At 73.8% G+C, this 21,402-nt stretch carries 20 protein-coding genes and 1 pseudogene; 8 read left to right on the top strand and 13 right to left on the bottom strand.

All coding sequences use genetic code 11. The features are described from left to right. Position 1 precedes the first annotated feature (1 nt). Complete coding sequence (locus BUE29_RS00315; RefSeq protein ID WP_143167899.1) at positions 2–412, bottom strand: hypothetical protein; 411 nt, start codon at positions 410–412, stop codon at positions 2–4. 51 nt (positions 413–463) lie between these two features. Then, the gene (locus BUE29_RS00310) at positions 464–1,114 is read right to left on the bottom strand and encodes a pyridoxamine 5'-phosphate oxidase family protein (RefSeq protein ID WP_073384579.1); all 651 of its coding nucleotides are present in this window, start codon (positions 1,112–1,114) and stop codon (positions 464–466) included. A gap of 174 nt (positions 1,115–1,288) precedes the next feature. Between BUE29_RS00310 and BUE29_RS00305 the strand changes: the two genes are divergently transcribed. Both BUE29_RS00305 and BUE29_RS00300 read left to right on the top strand, forming a co-directional pair. Next, positions 1,289–2,803, top strand: a complete 1,515-nt coding sequence (locus BUE29_RS00305) for a globin domain-containing protein (protein ID WP_073384576.1) — start codon at positions 1,289–1,291, stop codon at positions 2,801–2,803. 63 nt (positions 2,804–2,866) lie between these two features. Continuing rightward, the gene (locus BUE29_RS00300) at positions 2,867–3,139 is read left to right on the top strand and encodes a DUF2277 domain-containing protein (protein WP_073384573.1); all 273 of its coding nucleotides are present in this window, start codon (positions 2,867–2,869) and stop codon (positions 3,137–3,139) included. Positions 3,140–3,240: 101 nt separating this feature from the next. On the opposite strand, the gene BUE29_RS00295 is transcribed toward BUE29_RS00300, so the two are convergent. Further along, positions 3,241–3,522, bottom strand: coding sequence for a HesB/IscA family protein (locus BUE29_RS00295; RefSeq protein WP_200799960.1), 282 nt, complete (start codon positions 3,520–3,522; stop codon positions 3,241–3,243). Between the two features lie 341 nt (positions 3,523–3,863). Between BUE29_RS00295 and BUE29_RS00290 the strand changes: the two genes are divergently transcribed. Next, entirely contained in the window at positions 3,864–4,541 is a 678-nt protein-coding gene (locus BUE29_RS00290; RefSeq protein ID WP_200799959.1) for a methyltransferase domain-containing protein, read from the top strand. A gap of 21 nt (positions 4,542–4,562) precedes the next feature. Here BUE29_RS00290 and dop read toward each other — a convergent pair whose 3' ends face one another. Next, on the bottom strand, positions 4,563–6,092 hold the full coding sequence (gene dop, locus BUE29_RS00285; protein ID WP_073384569.1) for a depupylase/deamidase Dop: 1,530 nt from the start codon (positions 6,090–6,092) through the stop codon (positions 4,563–4,565). Between the two features lie 51 nt (positions 6,093–6,143). Here dop and BUE29_RS00280 point away from each other — a divergent pair, with 51 nt between their 5' ends. Then, positions 6,144–8,144 (top strand): S9 family peptidase, encoded by a 2,001-nt coding sequence (locus BUE29_RS00280; RefSeq protein WP_073384567.1) that lies wholly within the window; start codon positions 6,144–6,146, stop codon positions 8,142–8,144. Between the two features lie 39 nt (positions 8,145–8,183). On the opposite strand, the gene BUE29_RS00275 is transcribed toward BUE29_RS00280, so the two are convergent. From BUE29_RS00275 to arc, 4 genes are all read right to left on the bottom strand, one after another. Then, positions 8,184–10,094 (bottom strand): M48 family metalloprotease, encoded by a 1,911-nt coding sequence (locus tag BUE29_RS00275; protein ID WP_073384565.1) that lies wholly within the window; start codon positions 10,092–10,094, stop codon positions 8,184–8,186. 17 nt (positions 10,095–10,111) lie between these two features. Beyond that, a complete protein-coding gene (locus tag BUE29_RS00270; protein ID WP_073384563.1) occupies positions 10,112–10,711 on the bottom strand; it encodes a LemA family protein in 600 nt (199 codons plus the stop codon). A gap of 83 nt (positions 10,712–10,794) precedes the next feature. Next, positions 10,795–11,556 (bottom strand): sulfite exporter TauE/SafE family protein, encoded by a 762-nt coding sequence (locus tag BUE29_RS00265; protein ID WP_073384561.1) that lies wholly within the window; start codon positions 11,554–11,556, stop codon positions 10,795–10,797. Next, the gene (gene arc, locus BUE29_RS00260; RefSeq protein WP_073384559.1) at positions 11,557–13,314 is read right to left on the bottom strand and encodes a proteasome ATPase; all 1,758 of its coding nucleotides are present in this window, start codon (positions 13,312–13,314) and stop codon (positions 11,557–11,559) included. It abuts the gene before it with no gap. Between the two features lie 145 nt (positions 13,315–13,459). Here arc and BUE29_RS00255 point away from each other — a divergent pair, with 145 nt between their 5' ends. Continuing rightward, a complete protein-coding gene (locus BUE29_RS00255; RefSeq protein WP_073384557.1) occupies positions 13,460–13,738 on the top strand; it encodes a ferredoxin in 279 nt (92 codons plus the stop codon). Between the two features lie 4 nt (positions 13,739–13,742). Then, a pseudogene (locus tag BUE29_RS23555) lies at positions 13,743–13,823 on the top strand (oxidoreductase); the annotation flags it as partial. Here BUE29_RS23555 and BUE29_RS00250 read toward each other — a convergent pair. Further along, complete coding sequence (locus BUE29_RS00250) at positions 13,820–14,674, bottom strand: tRNA (adenine-N1)-methyltransferase (RefSeq protein ID WP_073384555.1); 855 nt, start codon at positions 14,672–14,674, stop codon at positions 13,820–13,822. The pseudogene BUE29_RS23555 and the gene BUE29_RS00250 overlap by 4 nt on opposite strands. Continuing rightward, positions 14,671–15,855, bottom strand: coding sequence for a site-2 protease family protein (locus BUE29_RS00245; protein WP_084180569.1), 1,185 nt, complete (start codon positions 15,853–15,855; stop codon positions 14,671–14,673). Before BUE29_RS00245 ends, BUE29_RS00250 begins: the two co-directional genes overlap by 4 nt. Positions 15,856–15,905: 50 nt before the next feature. Between BUE29_RS00245 and lepB the strand changes: the two genes are divergently transcribed. Further along, a complete protein-coding gene (gene lepB, locus BUE29_RS21220; RefSeq protein WP_143167897.1) occupies positions 15,906–17,060 on the top strand; it encodes a signal peptidase I in 1,155 nt (384 codons plus the stop codon). A 12-nt stretch (positions 17,061–17,072) separates the two neighbouring features. Here the strand turns inward: lepB and BUE29_RS00235 are convergent, their stop codons facing one another. From BUE29_RS00235 to BUE29_RS00225, 3 genes are read right to left on the bottom strand one after another with little or no spacing between them, the layout of a single operon-like run. Beyond that, on the bottom strand, positions 17,073–17,750 hold the full coding sequence (locus tag BUE29_RS00235) for an HAD family hydrolase (RefSeq protein ID WP_073384553.1): 678 nt from the start codon (positions 17,748–17,750) through the stop codon (positions 17,073–17,075). Further along, positions 17,743–18,060: an STAS domain-containing protein gene (locus BUE29_RS00230; RefSeq protein ID WP_073384551.1), complete on the bottom strand. Its 318-nt coding sequence runs from the start codon at positions 18,058–18,060 to the stop codon at positions 17,743–17,745. The genes BUE29_RS00235 and BUE29_RS00230 overlap by 8 nt, the downstream gene beginning before the upstream one ends. Positions 18,061–18,096: 36 nt before the next feature. Continuing rightward, the gene (locus BUE29_RS00225) at positions 18,097–18,552 is read right to left on the bottom strand and encodes a PGPGW domain-containing protein (protein ID WP_073386636.1); all 456 of its coding nucleotides are present in this window, start codon (positions 18,550–18,552) and stop codon (positions 18,097–18,099) included. A 590-nt stretch (positions 18,553–19,142) separates the two neighbouring features. On the opposite strand from BUE29_RS00225, the gene BUE29_RS00220 reads away from it, so the two are divergent. After that, positions 19,143–21,392, top strand: a complete 2,250-nt coding sequence (locus BUE29_RS00220) for a putative bifunctional diguanylate cyclase/phosphodiesterase (RefSeq protein WP_073384549.1) — start codon at positions 19,143–19,145, stop codon at positions 21,390–21,392. The last annotated feature ends 10 nt before the right edge of the window (positions 21,393–21,402 follow it).

Below are 21,402 nucleotides of genomic sequence, written 5' to 3'. Positions count from 1 at the left end.
CTCACCCGTACAGCGCGCGGGCGCCGCACTCCGGGCACGCCCATGCGCCGTCGCCCTCGTCGGCGAGCGGGCCGTGAGCGGTGCAGCGGGGCGTCCCGGCCGTGTCGAGCACGATGTTGCCGAGCCCGACGTCCCAGCCGCCGTCGACGTCGCGCAGGGTCGCGCCGCTCGGGTCGGCGAGCCGCCGGGCGGCGTCCAGGGCGGTCACCGCCTCGGCGGTGGCGCGGGCGGCCGTCGAGTCGCGCGTCCACCCCACGGGCAGGGCGGACTCGGCGATCTCGACGTCGGTCGCGCCGACCTGGGCGACCGCGGTCTGCTCCACCCCGTCGTGACGGCGGAAGGTGACGGCGTAGCGACCCTCGCCGGGGAGGGCCTCGATCCGGTGCAGGACGGCGTCCACACGCCAGAGCATGCCGCACGTCGACGCGGGGCGCCGCCCGGCTCCCCGCGGGGCGCGCGGGCGTCAGCCGGCCGGCCGGCTCCGCGGCGGCCGCGGCGCCCACGCCGACGGGGTGTCCCGCGCGCCGAAGTAGTCGCCCCCCTTGGCCCGGACGTCGTCGGTGCCCCATTCCACCGGCGCGTCGGAACGGGGGAAGTGCTTGCGGCAGTGGACGTAGCTGCTCGCCAGCCGCAGCACCACCCAGCGGTCGGGGGGCCGCCCGCTCATCGGCACGGCGACGACGGCGGGATGCTCCACGGCCATCTGCTCGGCCTCGACGATGCGGGTCTCGCCGCGCACGTGCAGGCCGATCCGCTCGTCGCCGTCGAGGAACATCAGGTGGGCCCACGGGTTGGTGGTCAGGTTGCCGAGGGTCGTCATCACCCCGTTGCCGCGCAGCTCCGGCCAGCACAGCGTGTGCCGGTCGATCATCTGCACGAAGCCCGGTTCGCCGAAGCGCACCGACACGTCGGGGCGGCCCTCCGGGTCGGCGGTCGCCACCACCAGCTGCGTCTGCACCGCGATGAACGCCGCCATCCGGGGGGTGAGGGAGTCGAGCATCTGCTCGCGGTAGAAGCGGTCGGCGCGCTCGCGGGTGCCGTACCGGTCCTGCAGCAGGTGCTCCCCCACCGACCCGGGCCGCTCGGGTGCCGGCGCCTCGACGTCGTCGGCCATCGTTCGCTCCCGATCGTGTGCGTGCTCTGCGTCGGCGTCCTCGGCCGGGACGACGCCTTGCCAGCGGCCGTCCGGTCGGCGACGGCGGCGTCGCCGAATCCGGCCCACTCGAGTCTCCCGCGGACGCTACCCCGACCGCTACAGTGAAGCTCCAGTTGACCTGGAGGCGACGACATGGGGCTCCGTCAGGCCTTCGGCCGGTGGCGCGGCTCGGACGGGGACCCACGCGCGGAGCGTGCCGGCGGCCGTGCCGACCGTGCCCCGGCGCGGGTGCACCGGCACCAGGCCGATCCGGCGACCGGGGAGCTCATCCCCACCGACGCCCCCGTCGTCGCCGCCGACTCCCGACCCCGGTCCGCCGCGGCGCCGGCTGCTCCGGCTTCGACGACCCCCGCTCCGGCGGATCCCGCTCCGGCGGCTCCCGCTGCTGCTCCGGCGCCCGATCCCGCCGCCGGCCCGGTCGCCGGCCCGGTCGCCGGCCTCGTCGTCGGTCCCGCCGAGCTGCGGCGCGTCGACCCGGCGCTCCCCCGCTCCTACGCCGCCGACGCCCGCCCCTACGACCGTGCGCTGGTGCGCCATGCGTGGGAGCTCGTCGCCGACCGCGCGGACACGCTCGTCCGCAACTTCTACGCCGAGCTGTTCCTGCTCCTCGGCGAGGACGCCTTCCGGATGTTCCCGGTGAGCATGAGCGCGCAGCGCGAGGACTTCGGCCGGGCACTGGTGCAGTGGGTGGTCGCCGACGATCCCGAGTCGATGTCGGCGCACCTCGCCCAACTCGGTGCCGACCACCGCAAGTTCGACGTCGAGCCGCGGCACTACGACCTCGCCGCCCAAGCACTGCGCAGCACATGGCGCACCCTGCTCGGCGAGGCCTGGACCGATGAGATCGACCGGGCGATCACCGGCAGCTACACCCGGCTGGCCAGCACGATGATCGACGGCGCCCTGGCCCGGCGCGACGAGCCCGCGGCCTGGGGCGCCACCGTGGTCGCGCACGAGCGCCCGGTGCGTGACTTCGCCGTCGTGCGGCTGCAGCCCGACGGTCCGTACTCCTTCCGGCCGGGCCAGTACCTCACGATCGAGCTCGCGACGCGACGGCGCGAGTGGCGGCGGATGTCGATGGCGAGCGCGCCCCGGCCGGACAACACCGTCGACCTGCACGTGCGCGCGGTGAACGCGACCGGGGTGGCCGCGGCCCTCGTCATGCACACGACGGTCGGCGACCGGGTGCGGCTGGGGCCGCCGCGGGGCAACGGCCTGGTCGTCGAGCCGGGGACGCTCGGGCCCGGCGGCTTGCTGTGCGTCTGCGCCGGCACCGGTGCGGCCCCGATGGTCGCGGTCGTCGAGTCACTGCTCGGCCACCCGCAGTGCCCGGCGACGCAGGTCTTCGTGGGTGCGCGCTCGGCCGCCGAGCTCTACCCGGCCGAGCTGCTCGCCCGCGCCGTCGAGCGGGCCGGCCGCGCCGACGTGGTCCAGGTCTACGGCGTGGTGTCGCAGGACCCCGGCTACACCGGGCTGCGGGGCAAGGTGGAGGACGTCGTGCCGACGTTGAAGGACTGGGCGCAGCTCGACGTCGACGTCCTCGTCGCCGGTCCCGACACCATGATCTCGACGACGGTCTTCAGCCTGGTCGGGCGCGGCGTGCGCAGCGAGCGGATCCACTTCGACCAGTACGACACCTCCTCCTGACGATCACGCACGTCCTTCGGCGACGCCCTCCCGCGGCGCCGGCGCCCGTGGCACAGTGGCGGCATGTGCCGCAACATCCGGGTCCTGCACAACTTCGAGCCGCCGGCCACGACCGACGAGGTCCACGCGGCCGCGCTGCAGTACGTGCGCAAGGTCAGCGGTGCCAGCAAGCCCTCGCAGGCCAATCAGGCCGCGTTCGACGCCGCCGTCCACGAGATCGCGCACGTCACGCGGCACCTGCTCGACGCGCTCGTGACGACCGCGCCGCCGAAAGACCGTGAGACCGAGGCGACGAAGGCCCGCGCCCGCGCCGCCGAGCGGTACGCCCGCGCCTGAGCGCCGCGAGCCACCCGGTCCCGAACCGGCAGAACCCCCGGACGCACCACCGCCCGCACCGGACGGGCCGGTGCGGGCGGTAGTTGGCGTGCTGCGGTGCGTCAGACCTGTTCGGCCAGGCTGAACTGCACCTGGCCCTGCGGATCCACCGCGGCGTCCAGCGTCTTGTCGTCGAGCAGCTCCCCGGCGGTGGGCTCGAGGAAGACCCGGGCGCCCTGGTCGTCGATGACGGCGTCACCGGCGTCGGGCGCCGTCGAGAGCGAGAGCGTCAGCGCGCCGTCGCCGGAGCTCGCGATGCGCACGCCGCTGTCGTCGGGCACCTCGGGCTGGGCCACCAGGTTGCGGATCTCGCTGGCGGCGGTCTGGGTGAGGGTCAGGGTCACGGTCGGATTCCTTTCGTCGCTGATTCGGCAGTCCCGCTCGTTCGTCGCAGGTGATACCGGCCGTGACCCCACGGTGCCGAGCCCGGCGGAACCCTGTCAAACCGGTCAGCCGCCCGGGCGTGTCGGGGTGAGGCCGACCACGCGCGCCACCCCGCGCCCGCTCGCGGATGAAGCAGGGCTGAAGAATAGCCATAGTATTCCTGAAACCGACACGGCCGCCGGCCCGCCGCCCGACGCGAAAGGACGCCACCATCTCCCTCATCGAGCCCAGCGAATCCGCCCTGTCCATCACGCTGCCCGACGCGGCCGACCTCGACCAGAACGAGGAGTACTGCGACGTCGTGGTCGACGGCGAGGCCCGCCGTATCCGCTTCCACGACTACGCCGAGATCTACCGGATCCCCGGCATGTACGAGCAGCTGTTCGCCGGCCTGCTCCAGTGCCGCTCCCCCGAGGTCATCACCGGCCTGCTGGCCGAGTCGCTCGAGGCGGCCGGTGAGCGTGCTGCGGATCTGCGCGTGCTCGACTTCGGCGCCGGCAACGGCATGGTGGGCGAGGAGCTCGTCGCCCTCGGCGCCGCGGTCGTCATCGGCTGCGACCTGCTGCCCGAGGCGTGCGAGGCCGCGCTGCGCGACCGGCCCGAGGTCTACCGCGACTACCTGGCGCAGGACGTCACCGCGCTGGACGACACCCAGCGCGCGATGCTGCGTGACGCGGGGTTGAACTGCATGACGTGCGTGGCCGCGCTCGGCTTCGACGACATCCCGCCCGCGGCGTTCGCGGCCGCGTTCAACGCGATCGGCGAGCAGGGCTGGGTCGCGTTCAACCTGCGCGACCGCTACATGGACTCGCCGAGCGACTTCGCCCGGCTGCTCGAACGCATGGTGGCCGAGGGAGTGCTCGAGGAGGCACGGCAGACGCGCTACCGGCACCGGCTGTCGGTCGCCGGCGAGCCGCTGGACTACATCGCCTTCGTCGGCCGCAAGCGCGGCCACATCGACCCCTCCTGGATCGGCTGACCGGCGCCGGTCGGCGCCCCGTCAGCGAGCGCCGTTCAGCGCCTCGACGAGGTCGCCGGCCGTCGCGCAGCGGTCGAACAGCTCGCCGACGTGCGCGCGCGTGCCCCGCAGCGGCTCGAGCATGGGCACGCGCACCAGCGACTCGCGCCCGACGTCGAAGATCACCGAGTCCCAGGACGCCGCGGCGACCGACGGTCCGTACCGGCGCAGGCACTCGCCCCGGAAGTAGGCGCGGGTGTCCTCGGGCGCCTCGGTCACGGCCGCGGCGGCGGCTCCGGCCGGCAGCAGCGTCTCGAACGCGCCGCGGCCGACGAGCCGGTGGTAGAGCCCCTTCTCGGGACGCACGTCGGAGTACTGCAGGTCGACGAGCTGCAGCTGCGGCGCGTCCCAGTCCAGGTGGTCGCGGTCGCGGTAGCCCTCGAGCAGCCGCAGCTTGGCCACCCAGTCGAGCTCGCGGGCCAGCTGCATCGCGTCGGTCGCGAGACGGGCGAGCACCGACTCCCAGCGTTCGAGGACGTCGCGGGTCTGCGGGTCGGCGTCGTCGCCCTGCCGGTCGTCGACGAACTTGCGGGCCCGGTCGAGGTACTCGCCCTGCAGGTCGAGCGCGGTGATCGTGCGGCCGTCGGCCAGCGTGATCGCGTGTCGCAGCGACGGGTCGTGCGACACCGCGTGCAGCTCGCGCACCGGCTGCGAGATCGCGAGGTCGTCGGGCAGGTAGCCGGCCTCGATCATGTCGAGCACCAGGGCGGTGGTGCCGACCTTGAGCAGTGTCGAGATCTCGGACATGTTGGCGTCGCCGATGATGACGTGCAGCCGGCGGTAACGGTCGGCGTCGGCGTGCGGCTCGTCGCGGGTGTTGACGATCGGACGCTTGAGCGTGGTCTCGAGACCGACCTCGACCTCGAAGAAGTCGGCGCGCTGCGCGATCTGGAACCCGGACGTACGGCCGTCCTGCCCGCGCCCCACGCGCCCCGCCCCGCACATGACCTGCCGGGTCACGAAGAACGGGACGAGGTGCCGCACGAGCGCGGCGAACGGCGTCTCGCGCCTGCACAGGTAGTTCTCGTGGGCGCCGTAGGACGCACCCTTGTTGTCGGTGTTGTTCTTGTACAGGTTGATGACGGGGTTCACGCCGGGCAGCGTCGGCAGCCGCCGCACCGCCTCGAGCATGACGAGCTCGCCGGCCTTGTCCCACCGCACCGCGTCCAGCGGATTGGTGACCTCGGGGCTCGAGTACTCCGGATGGGCGTGGTCGACGTAGAGCCGGGCGCCGTTGGGGAGGATGACGTTGGCCATGCCGGCGTCCTCCTCGGCCTCGATGAACTCCTGCGCCACCGTGCCGCTGCCGCCGCCGAGGTCGAACCCGCGGGCGTCGCGCAGGGGTGACTCCTCCTCGAAGTCCCAGCTCGCGCGGCGCGCGCGGCCGGCGGGCAGCAGGCTCGCGTAGGCGTTGACGACCTGCGCCGACAGCAGCATCGCGTTCGCGGCGGGCTGCCCCGGCAGGCTGACGCCGTACTCGACCTCGGTGCCCATCACGCGCCGTACCGTCATGACCCCAGGCTACGGGCTGCCGCCGACACCCCGGGGGAATACGGTCGTCGTATGAGCGGATTCGCGACCTTCGACGAGTACCTCGCCCACGCCCGCGTGACCGGCCTCGCGCTCTCCCCCGACGGTGCTCGGTTGGTCGCGACCGTCGCCGAGCTGAACGACGACGGCGACGCGTTCGTCACGGCGCTGTGGGACGTCGACCCGGCGGGCGAGCGCGACGCCGTGCGCCTCACCCGCTCGGCCAAGGGCGAGAGCGCGCCCGCGTTCACCGCCGCCGGTGACGTCCTGTTCGTCTCCGGCCGCGCCGCCGCCGCCGACGACGCCGACGACGACCCGCCCGCGCTGTGGCGGCTGCCTGCCGCCGGTGAGGCCGAGCGCGTGCTCACCCGGCCCGGCGGGGTCACGTCGACGCACGCCGCGGCGGCCGCCGACGTCATGGTGCTCGCGACGTCCGCCCTCCCCGGCACCCGCGGGGCGGACGAGGACGGCGAGCGGCGCACGGCGCGGCGCAAGTCCGGGACCTCGGCGATCCTGCACACGTCCTCGCCGGTGCGGTACTGGGACCACGACCTCGGTCCCGAGGAGGTCCGGTTGCTGGCGTGGCGTCCGACGGCGTCGGGCGAGGCCACCGAGCCGTTGGACCTCACGCCCGAGCCCGGGCGCGCGCTGGACGAGGCGGCGTTCGCGATCACGCCCGACGGTCGCACCGTCGTCACGAGCTGGTACCGGCGGACGCGACCCGGCTTCCCGAAGGCCGCGCTCGTCGCGATCGACACCACGACCGGCGAGCACCGCGTGCTGGCCGAGGACGAGACGGCCGGCTTCGAGTCGCCGGACGTCTCGCGCGACGGCCGCTGGGTGGTGTGCGAGCGGGCCGGCGACTGCACCGCCGACGAACCGTGGACGCGCTCGCTGTGGCTCGTCGACCTCGACTCCGGCGACGGCCGCGAGCTGATCGGCGACCCCGACGTGCAGCCCTCGGCACCGCGCTTCGGCGCCGACGCCGACACCGTCTTCTTCGTCGCCGACGAACAGGGGCACGCGCCGGTGTTCCGCCTCGACGTGCGCAGCGGCACCATCACGCGCGTCACGGCGTCGGGTCATCACACCGCGGTGTCGGTGACCCCGGACGGCGCGAGCGTCTTCGCGCTGCGCGACGCGTGGGACACCCCGCCCCGCCCGGTGCGCTACGACGCGACCGCCACCGACGCGGCGCCCGCCGTCCTGCCCGCTCCCGGTGCGGCCACGGTGCCCGGCACGCTGCACCGACTGAGCACGACCGCCGCCGACGGCGCCGAGATCGGGTCGTGGCTCGTCCTGCCCGAGGGTGCGTCGGCGCAGCGCCCCGCCCCGCTGCTGCTGTTCGTCCACGGCGGCCCGTTCTCGTCGTGGAACGGGTGGACGTGGCGCTGGAACCCGTGGTTGATGGCCGCGCGCGGGTACGCGGTGGTGCTGCCCGACCCGGCGCTGTCGACCGGGTACGGCATGGACCAGCAACGCCGTGGCTGGGGCCAGTGGGGCGGCACGCCCTACACCGACCTGATGAGCGTCGTGGACGACGTCGTCGCCCGCGAGGACGTCGACGGGACCCGTACGGCGGCCCTCGGCGGGTCCTACGGCGGCTACATGGCGAACTGGGTGGCCGGGCACACCGACCGGTTCCGGTGCATCGTCACCCACGCGAGCCTGTGGAACATGGCGCAGTTCCAGGGCACCACCGACGTCCCGGGTGACTGGGCGCTGGAGTGGGGCCTGCCCGAGACCGAGCCGCAGCGCTACACCGAGTACTCGCCGAGCACGTACGCCGACGAGATCCACACGCCGATGCTCGTCATCCACGGCGACAAGGACTACCGCGTCCCCGTCGGCGAGGCGCAGCGGTTGTGGTGGGACCTGCAGCGCCGTGGCGTCGAGTCGGCCTACCTGTACTTCCCCGACGAGGGTCACTGGATCCTCAAGCCCGGGAACGCGCGGGTCTGGTACGAGACGGTGTGGGCGTGGCTCGCCCACCACCTGCTCGGCGAGCCGTGGGTGCAGCCGAGCCTGGTCTGACGGACGGCCGCGGGCCCGGTCGCGACCGCGAGGCGGTCGCTAGGCGACGAGCGGCGGCAGCGGGCAGTGCAGCACCGCGCAGGCGGCGCGCAGCAGCTCGGCCTCGGCCGGGCGCAGCACGCCGTCGTCGGCGACCGCCGCGACCATCGCCTCCACGAGCAGCTGCTTGTGGCGCGGGTCGAGCGCGTCGAGGACGTCCCAGCCGGTGTCGAGGGCGCGCCACGGGTCGGCCGGTGGTGCGAACGCGATGCCCGTCGCGGCGGGCAGCAGGAGGGTCGTCGCGGCGTGGAACGCGTGCTGCGCCGCGGCGGGGTCGGTGTGGCCGACGGCGGCGAGCACGGCCAGCAGGGTCAGCGCGGCGTCGGTCCCGGACCGCAGCGTCGTGCGGCCGGGCCGCGACCGTGCCGCGGGTGACGCCGCGTCGGCGAGCCGGACGCCGACCACGCGCATCAGCGCGTACTCGAACACGGTGACCCGGCCGTCGACGAGGGCGAGCTCGCGCAGGGCCGCCTGCACCGCGTCGCGTTCGGCTGCGGGGCGGGCGGCCAGCTGTGGTGCCGCGAGCCCGACCAACGGCAGGGCGAGCAGCGGGTCGAGCCGGGTCGTGGCCGCGCTCAGCCGGACGGTGGCGGCGGCGACCGACGGCCCGAGCCGCGCGTCGACCGTGCGCAGCTGCACCTCGCGCACGTCGTCGCGCGCGTCCAGCAGCAGCGCGAGCACCAGCGCGACGGCGGTGGCCGGTTGGCCGGCGCTCTCACGCAGCTCGGCGGGCAGCCGGGCGTCGAGACGCGCCCCGCGGGCCAGGTCGTCCGGGGTCACGGTGGCCACCCGTGCCGTGACGTCGGCCGGAGCGAGGCGCACCGTGCTCGCGCGCACCTCGGCGTTGGCGACGGGCGCGGGGCCGGCGCGTTCGGTCAGGCCCGCCGCCGCGTCCTCGGCGAGCCCGTCGGGCGGCCGCTGCGCGAACCGCTCCTGCAGCTCGCGCAGCTCGTCGGGACGGAAGCTCGGGTCGAGCGCGGCGATCCGTTCGGTCAGCGGCGGGTGCGTCGCGTAGAGCGTGCTGCGCGAGCCGGGGCCGAACAGCATGTGGTCGACCTGCCGCTCGCTGTGGCTGTCGTGCAGCGCCGAGCCGACCGGCAGCCCGCCGATCTTCTTGAGCGCGCCGGCGAGCCCGCTGGTCTGTCGCGTGAACTGCACGGCGGACGCGTCGGCCAGCCATTCGCGCTGCCGGCTCACCCCCGCCTTGATGAGGCCGGCGAAGAACTGGCCGACGAAGCCGAGGACCAGCAGCACGAGCGCGACGACGAGCATGGGGTTGCCGCCCTTGGAGTCGCGCGAGCGACCGCCGCCGAACTGCAGGAAGCGCAGGCCGACGAGCCCCAGCAGCAGGATGCCGTTGAGCAGCCCGAGCAGCCGCACGTTCAGGCGCATGTCGCCGTTGAGGATGTGGCTGAACTCGTGACCGATCACCCCCTGCAGCTCGTCGCGGTCGAGGCGGTCCAGCGCGCCCGAGGTCACCGTGATCGCGGCGTCCCCCGTGCCGTAACCGGCGGCGAAGGCGTTGATGCCGTCCTCGCGTTCGAGCACGAACAGCCGCGGCGCGGGGACGCCGGACGCGATCGCCATCTCCTCGACGACGTTGACGAGCCGGCGCAGCCGCGGATCGTGCGTCGTGGGGTCGACGGCCACCGCGCCGACGGACTGCGCGACGACCGCCCCGCCGCCGCGCAACGCGACGAGCTTGGACGCCGTGCCGCCGCCGATCACGGCCAGCGTGAAGGCCGCGGCGACGGCGACCCAGGTGACGGTGGTGCCGACCGGACCGTTACGGGTGAGGTACCACGCGACCGCGGCCACGACGGCGACGATGCACAGCACCGCGAGCGCGAACAGCACCACGAGTCGCACGGTCGTGCCCCGGGCGGCGCGCTGCCGCTCGAAGAAGTTCACCGCCGGCCTGCCGGTCGTCAGAACTGCACGTGCGGCGCGTCGCGCGTCTGCGGGGCGTCCGGCGCGATCTGCCACTGCGCCGCCTCGCCGAAGTGGAACATGCCCGCGAGCACCGACGTCGGGAACGACTCGCGCCTGTTCTCGTAGGCGAGCACCGAGTCGTTGTAGGCCTGTCGGGCGAAGGCGACCCGGTTCTCGGTCGAGGCGAGCTCCTCGGACAGCTGCATCATGTTCTGGTTGGCCTTGAGATCGGGGTACTGCTCGGCGGTGGCGGTGAAGCGGCCGAGCGCGCCGGTGAGCTGCCCCTGGGTCGCGGCCAGCTGCTGCATCGCCTGCGGCTCGCCGGGCGCGGCCTGCGCCGCGCCGAGGCCGGTGATCGCCGCGGCCCGGGCCTGGGTGACGGCCTCGAGCGTGCCGCGTTCGTGGGCCAGGTAGCCCTTCGCCGTCTCGACCAGGTTGGGGATGAGGTCGAAGCGCCGCTGCAGTTGGACGTCGATCTGCGCGAACGCGTTCTGGAACGCGTTGCGGGCTCGGACGAGGCCGTTGTAGCCGACGATCGCCCATCCGACGAGCAGCAGCACGACGACCACGACGACGATGCCGATGACGAGACCCATGTCGACCTCTCCGCTGCCGCTCCCGCGGCCCTGTGAGTGCTCCAGCGCGGCGCCGCGGCGCCGGGTGCGAGCAGGGTAGCGGGTCAGGACGGGTCGACGATGAGCTTGACCACGGCGACGAGGCCGATGACCACGATGGTCGCGCGCAGGACGGTGGGGGGCAGCCGGCGGCCGATGGTCGCGCCGACCAGGCCGCCGACGATCGAGCCGAGGGCGATGAGACCGGCCGCGGCCCAGTCGATGTGCGTCGTGAGGGTGAAGACGACGGCGGCGACGAAGTTGACCAGGCCGGCGAGCACGTTCTTGAGGGCGTTCTGCCGCTGCAGCGACTCGGCCAGCAGCAGCCCGAGGAAGCCCATCAGCAGGATGCCCTGCGCCGCGCCGAAGTAGCCGCCGTAGACGCCGGTGAACAGCGTGACGAGCCAGAGCGTCGGGGTGACCCGCTCGGTGGCCCCCCTACCGCGACTCGCGAGCCAGCCGGTCAGGCGCTTGCCGAACACGACCAGCAGCAGCGCCAGCACGATGAGCACCGGGACGATCGCGTCGAACGCGTCCGCCGGCAGCGTGAGCAGCAGGATCGCGCCGCCGACCGCACCGAGCAGGGACGCCGCGCCGAGCCAGGTCGCGCGCTGCCGCTGGCCGGCGAGCTCGCGGCGGTAGCCGTAGGCGCCGACGAACGAGCCGGGGAACAGCCCCACCGTGTTCGAGACGTTCGCGGTCACCGGCGGGATGCCGATGCTCACCAGCACCGGGAAGGAGACGAGCGTCCCGGACCCCACCACGGTGTTGATCGTGCCGGCCCACACCCCCGCCACGAGGACGAGCAGGCCCTGCCAGAAGCTCACCTACAGGTACTGGCCCGTGTTGCCGACGGTGTCGATGGAGCGGCCGGCCTCGCTGCCCTTGCCGCCGGAGACGAGGGTGCGGATGTAGACGATCCGCTCCCCCTTCTTGCCCGAGATCCGCGCCCAGTCGTCGGGGTTGGTGGTGTTGGGGAGGTCCTCGTTCTCCTTGAACTCGTCCACGCACGCGGCGAGCAGGTGCGAGACCCGCAGCCCGCGCTGGGCGGTGGTGATGAGGTCCTTGATCGCCATCTTCTTGGCCCGGTCGACGATGTTCTGGATCATCGCGCCCGAGTTGAAGTCCTTGAAGTACAAGGTCTCCTTGTCGCCGTTGGCGTAGGTGACCTCGAGGAAGCGGTTCTCGTCGCGCTCGGTGTACATCCGCTCCACGGTGCGCTGGATCATCGCGTCGAGGGTCGCGGTCTCGTCGCCGGCGTGCTCGGCGAGGTCGTCGGCGTGCACCGGGAGGCCGTTGGTGAGGTACTTGGAGAAGATGTCCTTGGCCGCCTCGGCGTCCGGACGTTCGATCTTGATCTTCACGTCGAGCCGGCCGGGACGCAGGATCGCGGGGTCGATCATGTCCTCGCGGTTGGAGGCGCCGATGACGATGACGTTCTTGAGTCCCTCGACACCGTCGATCTCGCTGAGCAGCTGCGGCACGATCGTGTTCTCGACGTCGGAGGAGACTCCCGAGCCGCGGGTGCGGAAGATCGAGTCCATCTCGTCGAAGAAGACGATCACCGGCGTGCCGTCGGAGGCCTTCTCCCGCGCGCGCTGGAACACAAGCCGGATGTGCCGCTCGGTCTCGCCGACGTACTTGTTGAGCAGCTCCGGGCCCTTGATGTTGAGGAAGAACGCGGTGGCCTTCTCGTCGCCGCCGTGGACCTTCTGCACCTGCTGGGCCAGCGAGTTCGCGACGGCCTTCGCGATGAGCGTCTTGCCGCACCCGGGCGGGCCGTAGAGCAGGATGCCCTTCGGCGGACGGAGCTGGTGCTCGCGGAACAGGTCGGCGTGCAGGAAGGGGAGCTCGACGGCGTCGCGGATCGCCTCGATCTGCGAGCCGAGGCCGCCGATGTCCTCGTAGTCGATGTCGGGGACCTCTTCGAGGATGAGCTCCTCGACCTCGCTCTTGGGCACCCGCTCGTAGGCGTAGGCCGACCGGGTCTCGAGCAGCAGCGAGTCGCCCGCGCGCAACGGCTTGTCGCGCAGGATCTCGGCCAGGTGGACGACGCGCTCCTCGTCGGTGTGACCGACGACGAGGGCGCGGTCGCCGCCGTCGAGGATCTCCTTGAGCATGACGACCTCGCCGGAGCGCTCGAAGCCTCGCGCGGCGACGACGTTCATCGCCTCGTTGAGCATGACCTCCTGGCCGTGCTTGAGGTCCTCGACCTCGACCTCGGGCGAGACGGCCACGCGCAGCTTCCGACCGCTGGTGAAGATGTCCACGGTGCGGTCGTCGAACAGCTCGAGGAACACGCCGTACCCGCTCGGCGGCTGGGCGAGGCGGTCGATCTCCTCCTTGAGCTGCACCATCTGGTCGCGCGCTTCGCGCAGCGTGTCGGCGAGGCGGTCGTTGCGGTCGCCCAGCGCGGCGACGCGCGCCTGCGACTCGGTGAGCCGGTCCTCGAGCAGGCGCATGTGGCGGGGCGACTCGGAGACCTTGGCCCGCAGCAGCTCGAGCTCCTGCTCCAGGAACGCCGTACGCCGACGCAGATCGGGATCGTTGCTCGAACCCGTGGCGTCGTCGTGCTCGTGCACCATGTCGGCCAACCTCCCGGCTGAACTCGTGCCGCGCGCGGAATGTTCGCGAGACCTCACCCTACACACGTACGCGCGCGCACGAGGGCGCTCTACCCTCGGTGTGAGACAGCGAATCTTGGCTACGTTTCGGAGGGGTTACCGACCCGTGAGTGAGTCGCTACGCGTGTGGATCGACCAGGACCTGTGCACCGGGGACGGCCTGTGCGTCCAGTACGCGCCCGAGGTGTTCGAGTTCGACGTCGACGGGCTCGCGTACGTCAAGGACGACCAGGGCGAGCTGCTGGCGGCGCCCGGGGCGCGCACCGACGTGCCCGACTCGCTGCGCCTCGACGTCATCTCCTCGGCCAAGGAGTGCCCGGGCGACTGCATCCACGTCGTGCGGCAGACCGACGACGTCGAGGTCGCCGGCCCGGACGCGGACTGACTACCGCGCCGTCGCCTTCGCGATCGAGCAGCCCGACGACGTCGAGATCGGCGACGAGACGATCCGGCCGACGGTGCAGGACTAACGGGTCGCGGTGGGGCGGCGCTGCCGGGTCGGTGCCACCACGCCCGGTGCCAGCCGGCGGGCGGTGACGAGGAACGCGGTGTGCCCGATCATGCGGTGATCCGGCCGCACGGCGAGATCGACGACGTGCCAGCCACGCACGAGGCTCTCCCACGCGTAGGGCTCGGTGAAGCCGCCGAAGGCGCGCAGCGCCTCCACCAGCCGCGAGAGCTGCGTCGTCGTCGCGACGTAGCCGACGAGCACCCCGCCCGGGCGGAGCGCCGGCACCACGGCGGGCAGCACCTCCCAGGGGCTGAGCATGTCCAGGATCACCCGGTCGACCTGCTCGTCGGCCGGGTGCCCGGTCACGTCTCCCTCGACGGGGCCGCGGCGCAGCGTCCAGTTCGCCGGCTGCTCGCCGAAGAACGTCTCGACGTTGCGGACGGCCACGTCGGCGTGGTCGTCGCGCACCTCGTAGGACAGCACCGTGCCGGTCGGCCCGACGGAGCGCAGCAGGGAGCAGGTCAGCGCACCGGACCCCGCGCCCGCCTCGAGCACGGCCGCGCCCGGGGCGATGTCGCCCATCGCGACGATCTGGGCGGCGTCCTTGGGGTAGATCACGGCGGCGCCGCGGGGCATCGAGAGGACGAAGTCGCTGAGCAGCGGCCGCAGCGCCAGGTACTGCGTCCCCGCTGTCGAGCCGACCACGCTGCCCTCGGGCGCGCCGATCAACGCATCGTGCTCGATCGCGCCGCGATGCGTGTGGAACTGCTTGCCGGCTTCGAGGGTGACGGTGTGCAGCCGTCCCTTGGGGTCGCTGAGCTGCACCCGCTCCCCCACCGCGAAGGGCCCGGAGCCCGGGGCGGCGCTCATCGGCGGCCGCCGGTACGAAGGCGCTGGTTCAGTGCTCGTGCGAAGTCCACGGTGGCGATGATGCCTGCCGGCTCGCCGGCGTCGGTCAGCACCAGGTACTCCGGTGCCGGATGTCGCTGCATGTGCTCGAACACGGTGGTGGCGTCCAGGCCGCCGCCGGCCTCGCCGTCATGCCCGCGGTGGACGTCCGGGCGCAGCGTCGTGGCCGCGGTCAGCGGCCGCGCGACGTCGCGCGCCGGCGTCCATGCCTGCCGCTCGGGGGCGACGGCCGACACGAGCCGCTCCTCGACGACGGCGACCGGCCGCTGGGCGGCGTCGGTGAGGACCACGCCGCGCGCGCCGACGTCGTGCACGCGGCGCAGCGCCTCGGCCACGGAGGCGTGCTCGGGCACGAGCACACCCGGGCGCAGCAGCGCCGCGACGCTGACGGTGGGCAGGGTGCGCCGGACGTCGGCCAGCCGCAGCGTCTGCGTCGCGCTCGCCCACAGGTAGACGGCCAGGAACAGCACGAGCAGCGAGCTGCCGGTACCGGCCTGCCCGCGCAGCGCGAGCAGGCCGGTACCGGCCACCAGCACCGCCAGCACCCGTCCGCACCACGCGGCGATCCGCGTGCTCGTCACCGCGGACGCCCCGCACGCCCACACCACGGCGCGCACGATGTGGCCGCCGTCGAGGGGCAGGCCGGGCAGCAGGTTGAACACCGCGAGCGCGAGGTTCGTCCACGCCAGGAGCGCGAAGAGCACGCTCGCGAGCGACCCCGCCGGGGTCGCGAGGTGCGCACCTAACCCCGCGGCGGCGATGACGAGCGACACCAGCGGGCCCGACGCCGCGATCGCCAGCTCGTGGCGCGGGCGCGTCGGCTCCCCGTCGATCTCGGAGACGCCGCCCAGGACGAGCAGCACCACCCGGCGGACCGGGTAGCCCAGGGCGGTGCTGATGACGGTGTGACCCAGCTCGTGGGCCAGCACACAGCCGGCGAACAGCAGGCTGAACGCGAAGGCGGCGGCGTAGGCGCCGGCACCGTCGACGTCGGCGACCGCGTCGTCGACCAGCGGTCCGTACACGACCGTGAGCAGCAGGGCCACGAGCGTCCAGGACGGCGAGACGACCACCGGCACGCCGCGTACCCGGCCGAGCGTCAGCATCGATGCCGAGCGCCGCGCGGGCGGCTGCGAGCTCACGGGCCGATGCTACGGGGCGCGTCCGCGGGCGAGCGGTTACCGTACGGCTCGTGACCGACGACGCCGAGCTGCGCGCGCGTATCGAGGCACGGGTCGCGGCCCGTCGGGCGGAGTCGGCCGGGGTGCCGGACACACCGGCCGGCCGGCGACCGCAGCCCGGGCCGGCCCGCGCCGCCGACGTCGAGGTCAGCCCGTCCGACGGATCGGTGGACGGCGCCGCCACCGACCGCGCGGCGACCGACACCGCCACCGGCCCCGACGACACGACGAGCGCCGACGGGGCCGGCCGCGGCGCGCGCCCGCGACCGCGTCCCGAACCGCCGACGTCGGTCGCCGCCGACGTACCGGACACCGAGCTGGCGCCGCGCGACCCCGGCCCGGACCTGTCGCGCTTCCTCGCGGCCACCGAGCCGCAGCCCGGCGACGACGAGCGGGCGCCGCGGCGCCGGTTCCGCCGGGCCGCCGGCGGCGGCCCGAACCGCGACGGGAACGGCGACACCGCGAACGACACCGCGAACGACACCGCGAACGACACCGCGAACGACACCGCGAACGCCGGCGGTGCCGACAGCGGCGCCGAGGGCGAGGACGCGTCCGCGCGCGGTCGGCGCGGCTCGCCGTGGCGGCGGCTGGGCGGCGTGGTCGGCCGGCACGGTCGCCGCATCGTGCGGTACGCGATCGTGATCGGCGTCCTCGTGCTCGTCGTGGCGTCGTTGCGCGCCTTCGTCGTCTCGCCGTACTACATCCCGTCCCCGTCGATGGAGCCCACGCTGCACGGCTGCGACGGCTGCAACGACGACCGCATCCTCGTCGACAAGGTCAGTTACCGCTTCGAGGACCCCAAGCAGGGCGACATCGTCGTGTTCAACCGACCGGCCGCCGCGGACGTGCCGGAGAACGTGCTCGTCAAGCGCGTCGTCGCGGTCGGGGGCGACACCGTCCGCCTCCGCGACGGCCGGGTCTACCTCAACGGCTCGCGCCGGCCGTTGGCGGAGTCCTACGTCGACGCCAAGTGCGGCTCGCGCCCCACCCGGGCGACGGACGGCCGGTCGAGCTGGCGCGTCCCCGTCGACGACGTCTTCGTCATGGGCGACAACCGCTGCGACTCGACCGACAGCCGCAGCTTCGGGCCGATCGAGAAGGACTCGATCATCGGCCGGGCGTGGCTCATCATCTGGCCGTTGAGCCGCTTCGGCTCGATCTGAGCGAGTTCGGCGTCAGGCCGGTGGCAGCGCCGCGAGGTCGGCGACGGACAGCCCCACCAGCGAGTCGCGGACGGCCCGCCCCGGCGCGGGGGCGATCGGCACCTCGCTCGGGACAGCCAGGACGACGCACCCGGCCGCCTCGGCCGAGGTCACGCCGAGTGGGGAGTCCTCGATCGCGACGCACCCGGTGACCCCGACACCGAGCAGCTCCGCCGCGCGCAGGTAGGGGTCGCCCGCCGGTTTCGGTCGCGCCACCTCGTCCCCGCAGACCGTGGCGGTGAAGAACCCGCGGCCGAGGGTGTCCAGGGCGATCTCGGTGAGCGCGCGGTGCGTGGAGGTGACGAGGGCCGCCGGGACGCCCGCGGCATGCACGTCGGCGAGCAGCTCGCGCGCCCCGGGCCGCCACTCGAGGTCGGTGCGGAACAGCTCGGTGGTGCGGGTCGAGAGGAAGTCCGCGCTCCGGGCCGGGTCGGCCTCGACGCCGAGATCCTCGTGCAGCAGCGCCACGGACCGCCCCATGCTCGAGCCGACCATCGCCTCGCGGGCCGCGCGCGACAGCGTCCCGCCCAGCTCGCGGGCGAGCTCGTGCAGGGCGACGTCCCAGATCTTCTCCGAGTCCAGCAGCGTGCCGTCCATGTCGAACAGGACGGCGGCCGGTCGGGCGGGGCCGCGGTCGGGCACCTCAGGCAGCCGGGCCCTCGCGCCACTCGTCGGCGAGCCCGGAGACCTCCAGGATGCGGGCGACCGGGCGGGAGGGTTCGCGGACGTGGAAGCTGCCGTCGATGTCGCTGACGGCCTCGGCGATGCCGACGAGCGTGCCGACGCCCGTCGAGTCGATGAACGACACCGCCGAGAGGTCGACCACGACGTCGGTCGCGCCCGAGCGCAGCGCCTCGGCCGCGGCGTCGGCGAGCCGGTCCCGGCTGGCGATGTCGATCGAGCCGGTGGCGAGCAGCACCGCGCGCCGGGCGTCGAGCTCCGAGGCGACGACGAGATCCATGGCGCTCAACCTACCGGGGCGCCGTCGCGGGCTTCGTCACGGCGTCGGATCGGTGGCCTTGATCTCGCGGAAGTTGCGGTAGCTGTACACGATGAGCGCGGCGGCGACGAGCCCGGACACGATCAGCGACGCGCCCGTCCCCCAGCCGCCGGGTAGCCACCAGGAGTCCGCCAGCGGCCACCAGCCCGGCACGTCGGGCTTGAGGCCCCACAGCACGCCCAGGGCCACGAGGAACGCTGCCCCGGTGGCGGACATGAGGATGCGAGGCCAGGTCGAGACACCGTCGGCGGCGGCCTGCAGCGCCCGCTGCTTGGCCGGTTCCAGGCGCCGCCGCGCCCAGTCGTACTGCTGCGAGAGCAGGGCCAGCCCGGCGACGATCGCGAGCAGCCCGGGCCCCGGCAGGACCAGGGCGACGATGCCGCCGACGACGAGAAGCCAGCCGAGCCCTTCGAGTGCGACCCGCTTCAGGGCCGCCGACGCGGTCGATGCCATGGTCACATCGTCCCCGGTGCGGCCATGAGCCGGATCGGCAGGAGGTGTCCCCGCCGCGGCGGGTGGCGTCGCGCCGGTATCCGGACGTGACACCGGCCACACCTCGGCCTATCCGAACACGCTCGGTGACGGGCGGTGGCCGCGGGTTTCGCGGCGATTGTCGGGTTCGGTGCGGCCCGTCTCCCGCGGTTACCCCTGCGTTCGGTACCGACGGTGAGCGAGACGGGCCGGGACGTGCGCACAGCGTGTTAGTTGCGGTACGGAACTTATACGTCCCGGCGTGTACCAATAGTCCATCTCGGGGTCCACACCGCCCCGTAGTGGCGGGGTTCGTATACGGGGGTAGCGAGCCTCGCGAGTGCCGGAGCTGCGGTACCGGGGGGGACCGGGTTCCGAGACATTGGCCCGGCCACGATCGTCCGCGATCGTGGCCGGGCCTTCCTCGTCGGGACGGCGAAACGCCCGCGGCCCGACTGCGTGCCACCGGGCCGCGACGCGAGGCCGTCGGCCCGCTCGATGGGCCGCCGTCGGCGCGACGTGCGATATTCGTCACGCGTTCCCCGCGTCGGACCCCGACGAAACGGACGGCGATGACGGCAGAGCTGTTGGTCGGCGCGAACTGCGTCCTGGCCGGCATCACCGCGTTCAGCGCGCTGGCCTGCGCCGGCATCTGGGCCTTCACCCGTCCTCAGCGCGACTTCCTGTGGTGCGCCCTGCTCGCCTTCGTGACCACCGCGACGCTGCTGGCCGGCGCGGTCGTGCTGGCGCGGCCCACGAGCGTCGATCTCGGGACGAGCCTGTACGTCCGCTACCTGCTCTGCTCGACGACGGCGCTCGTCACCGTCGTCACCGCGTCCCGGCTGCTGCCCGGACTTCCCGTGCGGCTGATGCGCGGGCTCGCGGCCGCGGTCGTCGGCTGTGCCGTGACGGTGACGCTGCTGTGGTGGCCGGCGGGCCTCGTGGTGCGCTCGTCGCCCACTGCTGCCGACTGGCCCCGCTACGGCGCGCTCGGGTGGAGCACGGCGGTGTGCGCCGTCGCACCCGTCGTCGTCTGCGCTCTCGTCTGCTCCGTCACGAGCGGGTGGGTGCGCCGGCTCAGCGCCCTCGGCGGGGTCGCCGTCATCGGCTGCGCCGTCCTGCCCTTCCTCGCCGACCGACCGGACTACCGGGAGTGGACGACGACGCTCGACGTGCTGCCCGGCGGCGCCGCGATCCTGGTCGTGGCGGCCCGGGCGCTGCTCGGCACCGCGCGGGCACGCGAGACCCTGGTCCGGCGGCAGGCGGTGCTCGTGCGGGTGAGCCAGGCCGCCGTGACCGAGGCCGTCGACACCCTGAGCCGCCGGGTCGAGCGGGAGTTGCGCGCGGAGTTGCACCGCGACGGGGTCGTCGTCCTCGTCTCCGGTCTCGACCGGCTCCGGGTGTCACCGGCGGCGGTGCTGCCCTCGGTGCGGGTGCAGGGTCGGCGGCAGCGCGTCGTGGCCCGCGGCCTGGGGCCGTTGTCGGCGTCTACTCGGCAGTTCGTCGAGTCGCTGCTGCGCGTCGTCGCCGCCGCAGCCGACCGCGCGAGCGTGGACGCCGAGTTCGCGCATCGCGCCGGGCACGACGACGTGACCGGACTGCCGAACCTCGCCGTGCTGCGCAGCCGGATCGAGGACCGGCTGTGCACCGACTCGGCGAGCGTGCTGCTCGCCGTCTGCCGGCTCGACGGGCTCGGCCGCATCGCCGCGGTCGACGGCCCCGACCGCATGCACGAGGCCGTGGCGACGGCCGCGCGGGCGCTGCGTTCGATCCGCCGGCCGGGGACGACGATCGCCCGGGTCGACGGCGAGGCCTTCGCGGTCCTCGAGGTCATGCCCGGTGCCGACCCCGACGGCTACCTCGTCGCCCGGCTGGCCGAGATCCGCCGTAGCGCCGAGACCGGGGTCGCGGGCTGGGGCGGCGCCCGCGTCGGCGCGGTCGTGGCACGGCCGGGCGCCGGTGCGGAGTCGATGATCAAGGACGCCTTCGCCGCGGTCGAGCGTGCGGCCGACAACGACGGCGTCGCCGTCTTCGACGAGCAGCTGGCCCGGCAGCTGCGGGCCCGTGCCGCGCTCACCTGCGACCTCCTGCACGCCGTCGAGCGTGACGAGATCGAGGTCCGGTACCAACAGGTCGTGGTGCCGCGCACGCGCACGCGCGTCTCGGCCGAGGCGCTCGCCCGATGGCGTCACCGTGACACCGTGATGCCGCCGTCGCTGTGGATCCCGATCGCCGAGCGCTCGGGCATCATCCACGACGTCGGCCGCCACGTGCTCGGCGTCGCGCTGCGCGACCAGCCCCGGCTGCAGGTCCCGGTCGCGGTCAACGTCTCGCCGCTGGAGCTCACCGACCCGCGCTTCGTCCCCGACGTGCTCGCCGCGCTCGGCGACCTGCCGCCACGTCGACTCACCCTCGAGATCACCGAGAGCGCGGTGATGGCCGATCTCGACCGGTGCGTCGCCGTGCTGGAGGAGTTGCGCGCCCGCGGCATCCGGATCGCGCTGGACGACTTCGGCAGCTCCTACAGCTCGCTCGGCGTGCTCGTCGACCTGCCCGTGGACGTCCTGAAGCTGGACCGTTCGTTCGTGAGCCGCATCGACCAGGCGCGGGGCGCCGCCGTGGTCGAGGCGACGGTCGCGCTGGGCCGGGCGCTGGGCAAGCCGATCGTCGCGGAGGGCGTCGAGACCGAGGCCCAGCTCGCCCGGCTCGTCGCCCTGGGCGTCGATCGGGTGCAGGGGTTCCTGGTCGGCCGGCCGACGACCGCAGACCGCTTCAACGGCGAGCGGGCGTGCCCGCGCCCCCGGGCGGCCGACACCGGCTGAGCCGGGCCGG

The sequence above is a fragment of the Jatrophihabitans endophyticus genome (genome assembly GCF_900129455.1).
In the GTDB taxonomy this organism is placed as follows: domain Bacteria; phylum Actinomycetota; class Actinomycetes; order Mycobacteriales; family Jatrophihabitantaceae; genus Jatrophihabitans; species Jatrophihabitans endophyticus.
Note: the sequence above shows the minus strand (reverse complement) of the source record. Positions and strands in the feature narration are given on the sequence as shown.

What these genes read in the sequence shown, in the direction of transcription:
- BUE29_RS00315 (WP_143167899.1), bottom strand. Translation starts at nt 412, where the DNA reads ATGCTCTGGCGTGTGGACGCCGTCCTGCACCGGATCGAGGCCCTCCCC.
- BUE29_RS00310 (WP_073384579.1), bottom strand. Translation starts at nt 1,114, where the DNA reads ATGGCCGACGACGTCGAGGCGCCGGCACCCGAGCGGCCCGGGTCGGTG.
- BUE29_RS00305 (WP_073384576.1), top strand. Translation starts at nt 1,289, where the DNA reads ATGGGGCTCCGTCAGGCCTTCGGCCGGTGGCGCGGCTCGGACGGGGAC.
- BUE29_RS00300 (WP_073384573.1), top strand. Translation starts at nt 2,867, where the DNA reads ATGTGCCGCAACATCCGGGTCCTGCACAACTTCGAGCCGCCGGCCACG.
- dop (WP_073384569.1), bottom strand. Translation starts at nt 6,092, where the DNA reads ATGACGGTACGGCGCGTGATGGGCACCGAGGTCGAGTACGGCGTCAGC.
- BUE29_RS00280 (WP_073384567.1), top strand. Translation starts at nt 6,144, where the DNA reads ATGAGCGGATTCGCGACCTTCGACGAGTACCTCGCCCACGCCCGCGTG.
- BUE29_RS00270 (WP_073384563.1), bottom strand. Translation starts at nt 10,711, where the DNA reads ATGGGTCTCGTCATCGGCATCGTCGTCGTGGTCGTCGTGCTGCTGCTC.
- arc (WP_073384559.1), bottom strand. Translation starts at nt 13,314, where the DNA reads ATGGTGCACGAGCACGACGACGCCACGGGTTCGAGCAACGATCCCGAT.
- BUE29_RS00250 (WP_073384555.1), bottom strand. Translation starts at nt 14,674, where the DNA reads ATGAGCGCCGCCCCGGGCTCCGGGCCCTTCGCGGTGGGGGAGCGGGTG.
- BUE29_RS00230 (WP_073384551.1), bottom strand. Translation starts at nt 18,060, where the DNA reads ATGGATCTCGTCGTCGCCTCGGAGCTCGACGCCCGGCGCGCGGTGCTG.
- BUE29_RS00225 (WP_073386636.1), bottom strand. Translation starts at nt 18,552, where the DNA reads ATGGCATCGACCGCGTCGGCGGCCCTGAAGCGGGTCGCACTCGAAGGG.
- BUE29_RS00220 (WP_073384549.1), top strand. Translation starts at nt 19,143, where the DNA reads ATGACGGCAGAGCTGTTGGTCGGCGCGAACTGCGTCCTGGCCGGCATC.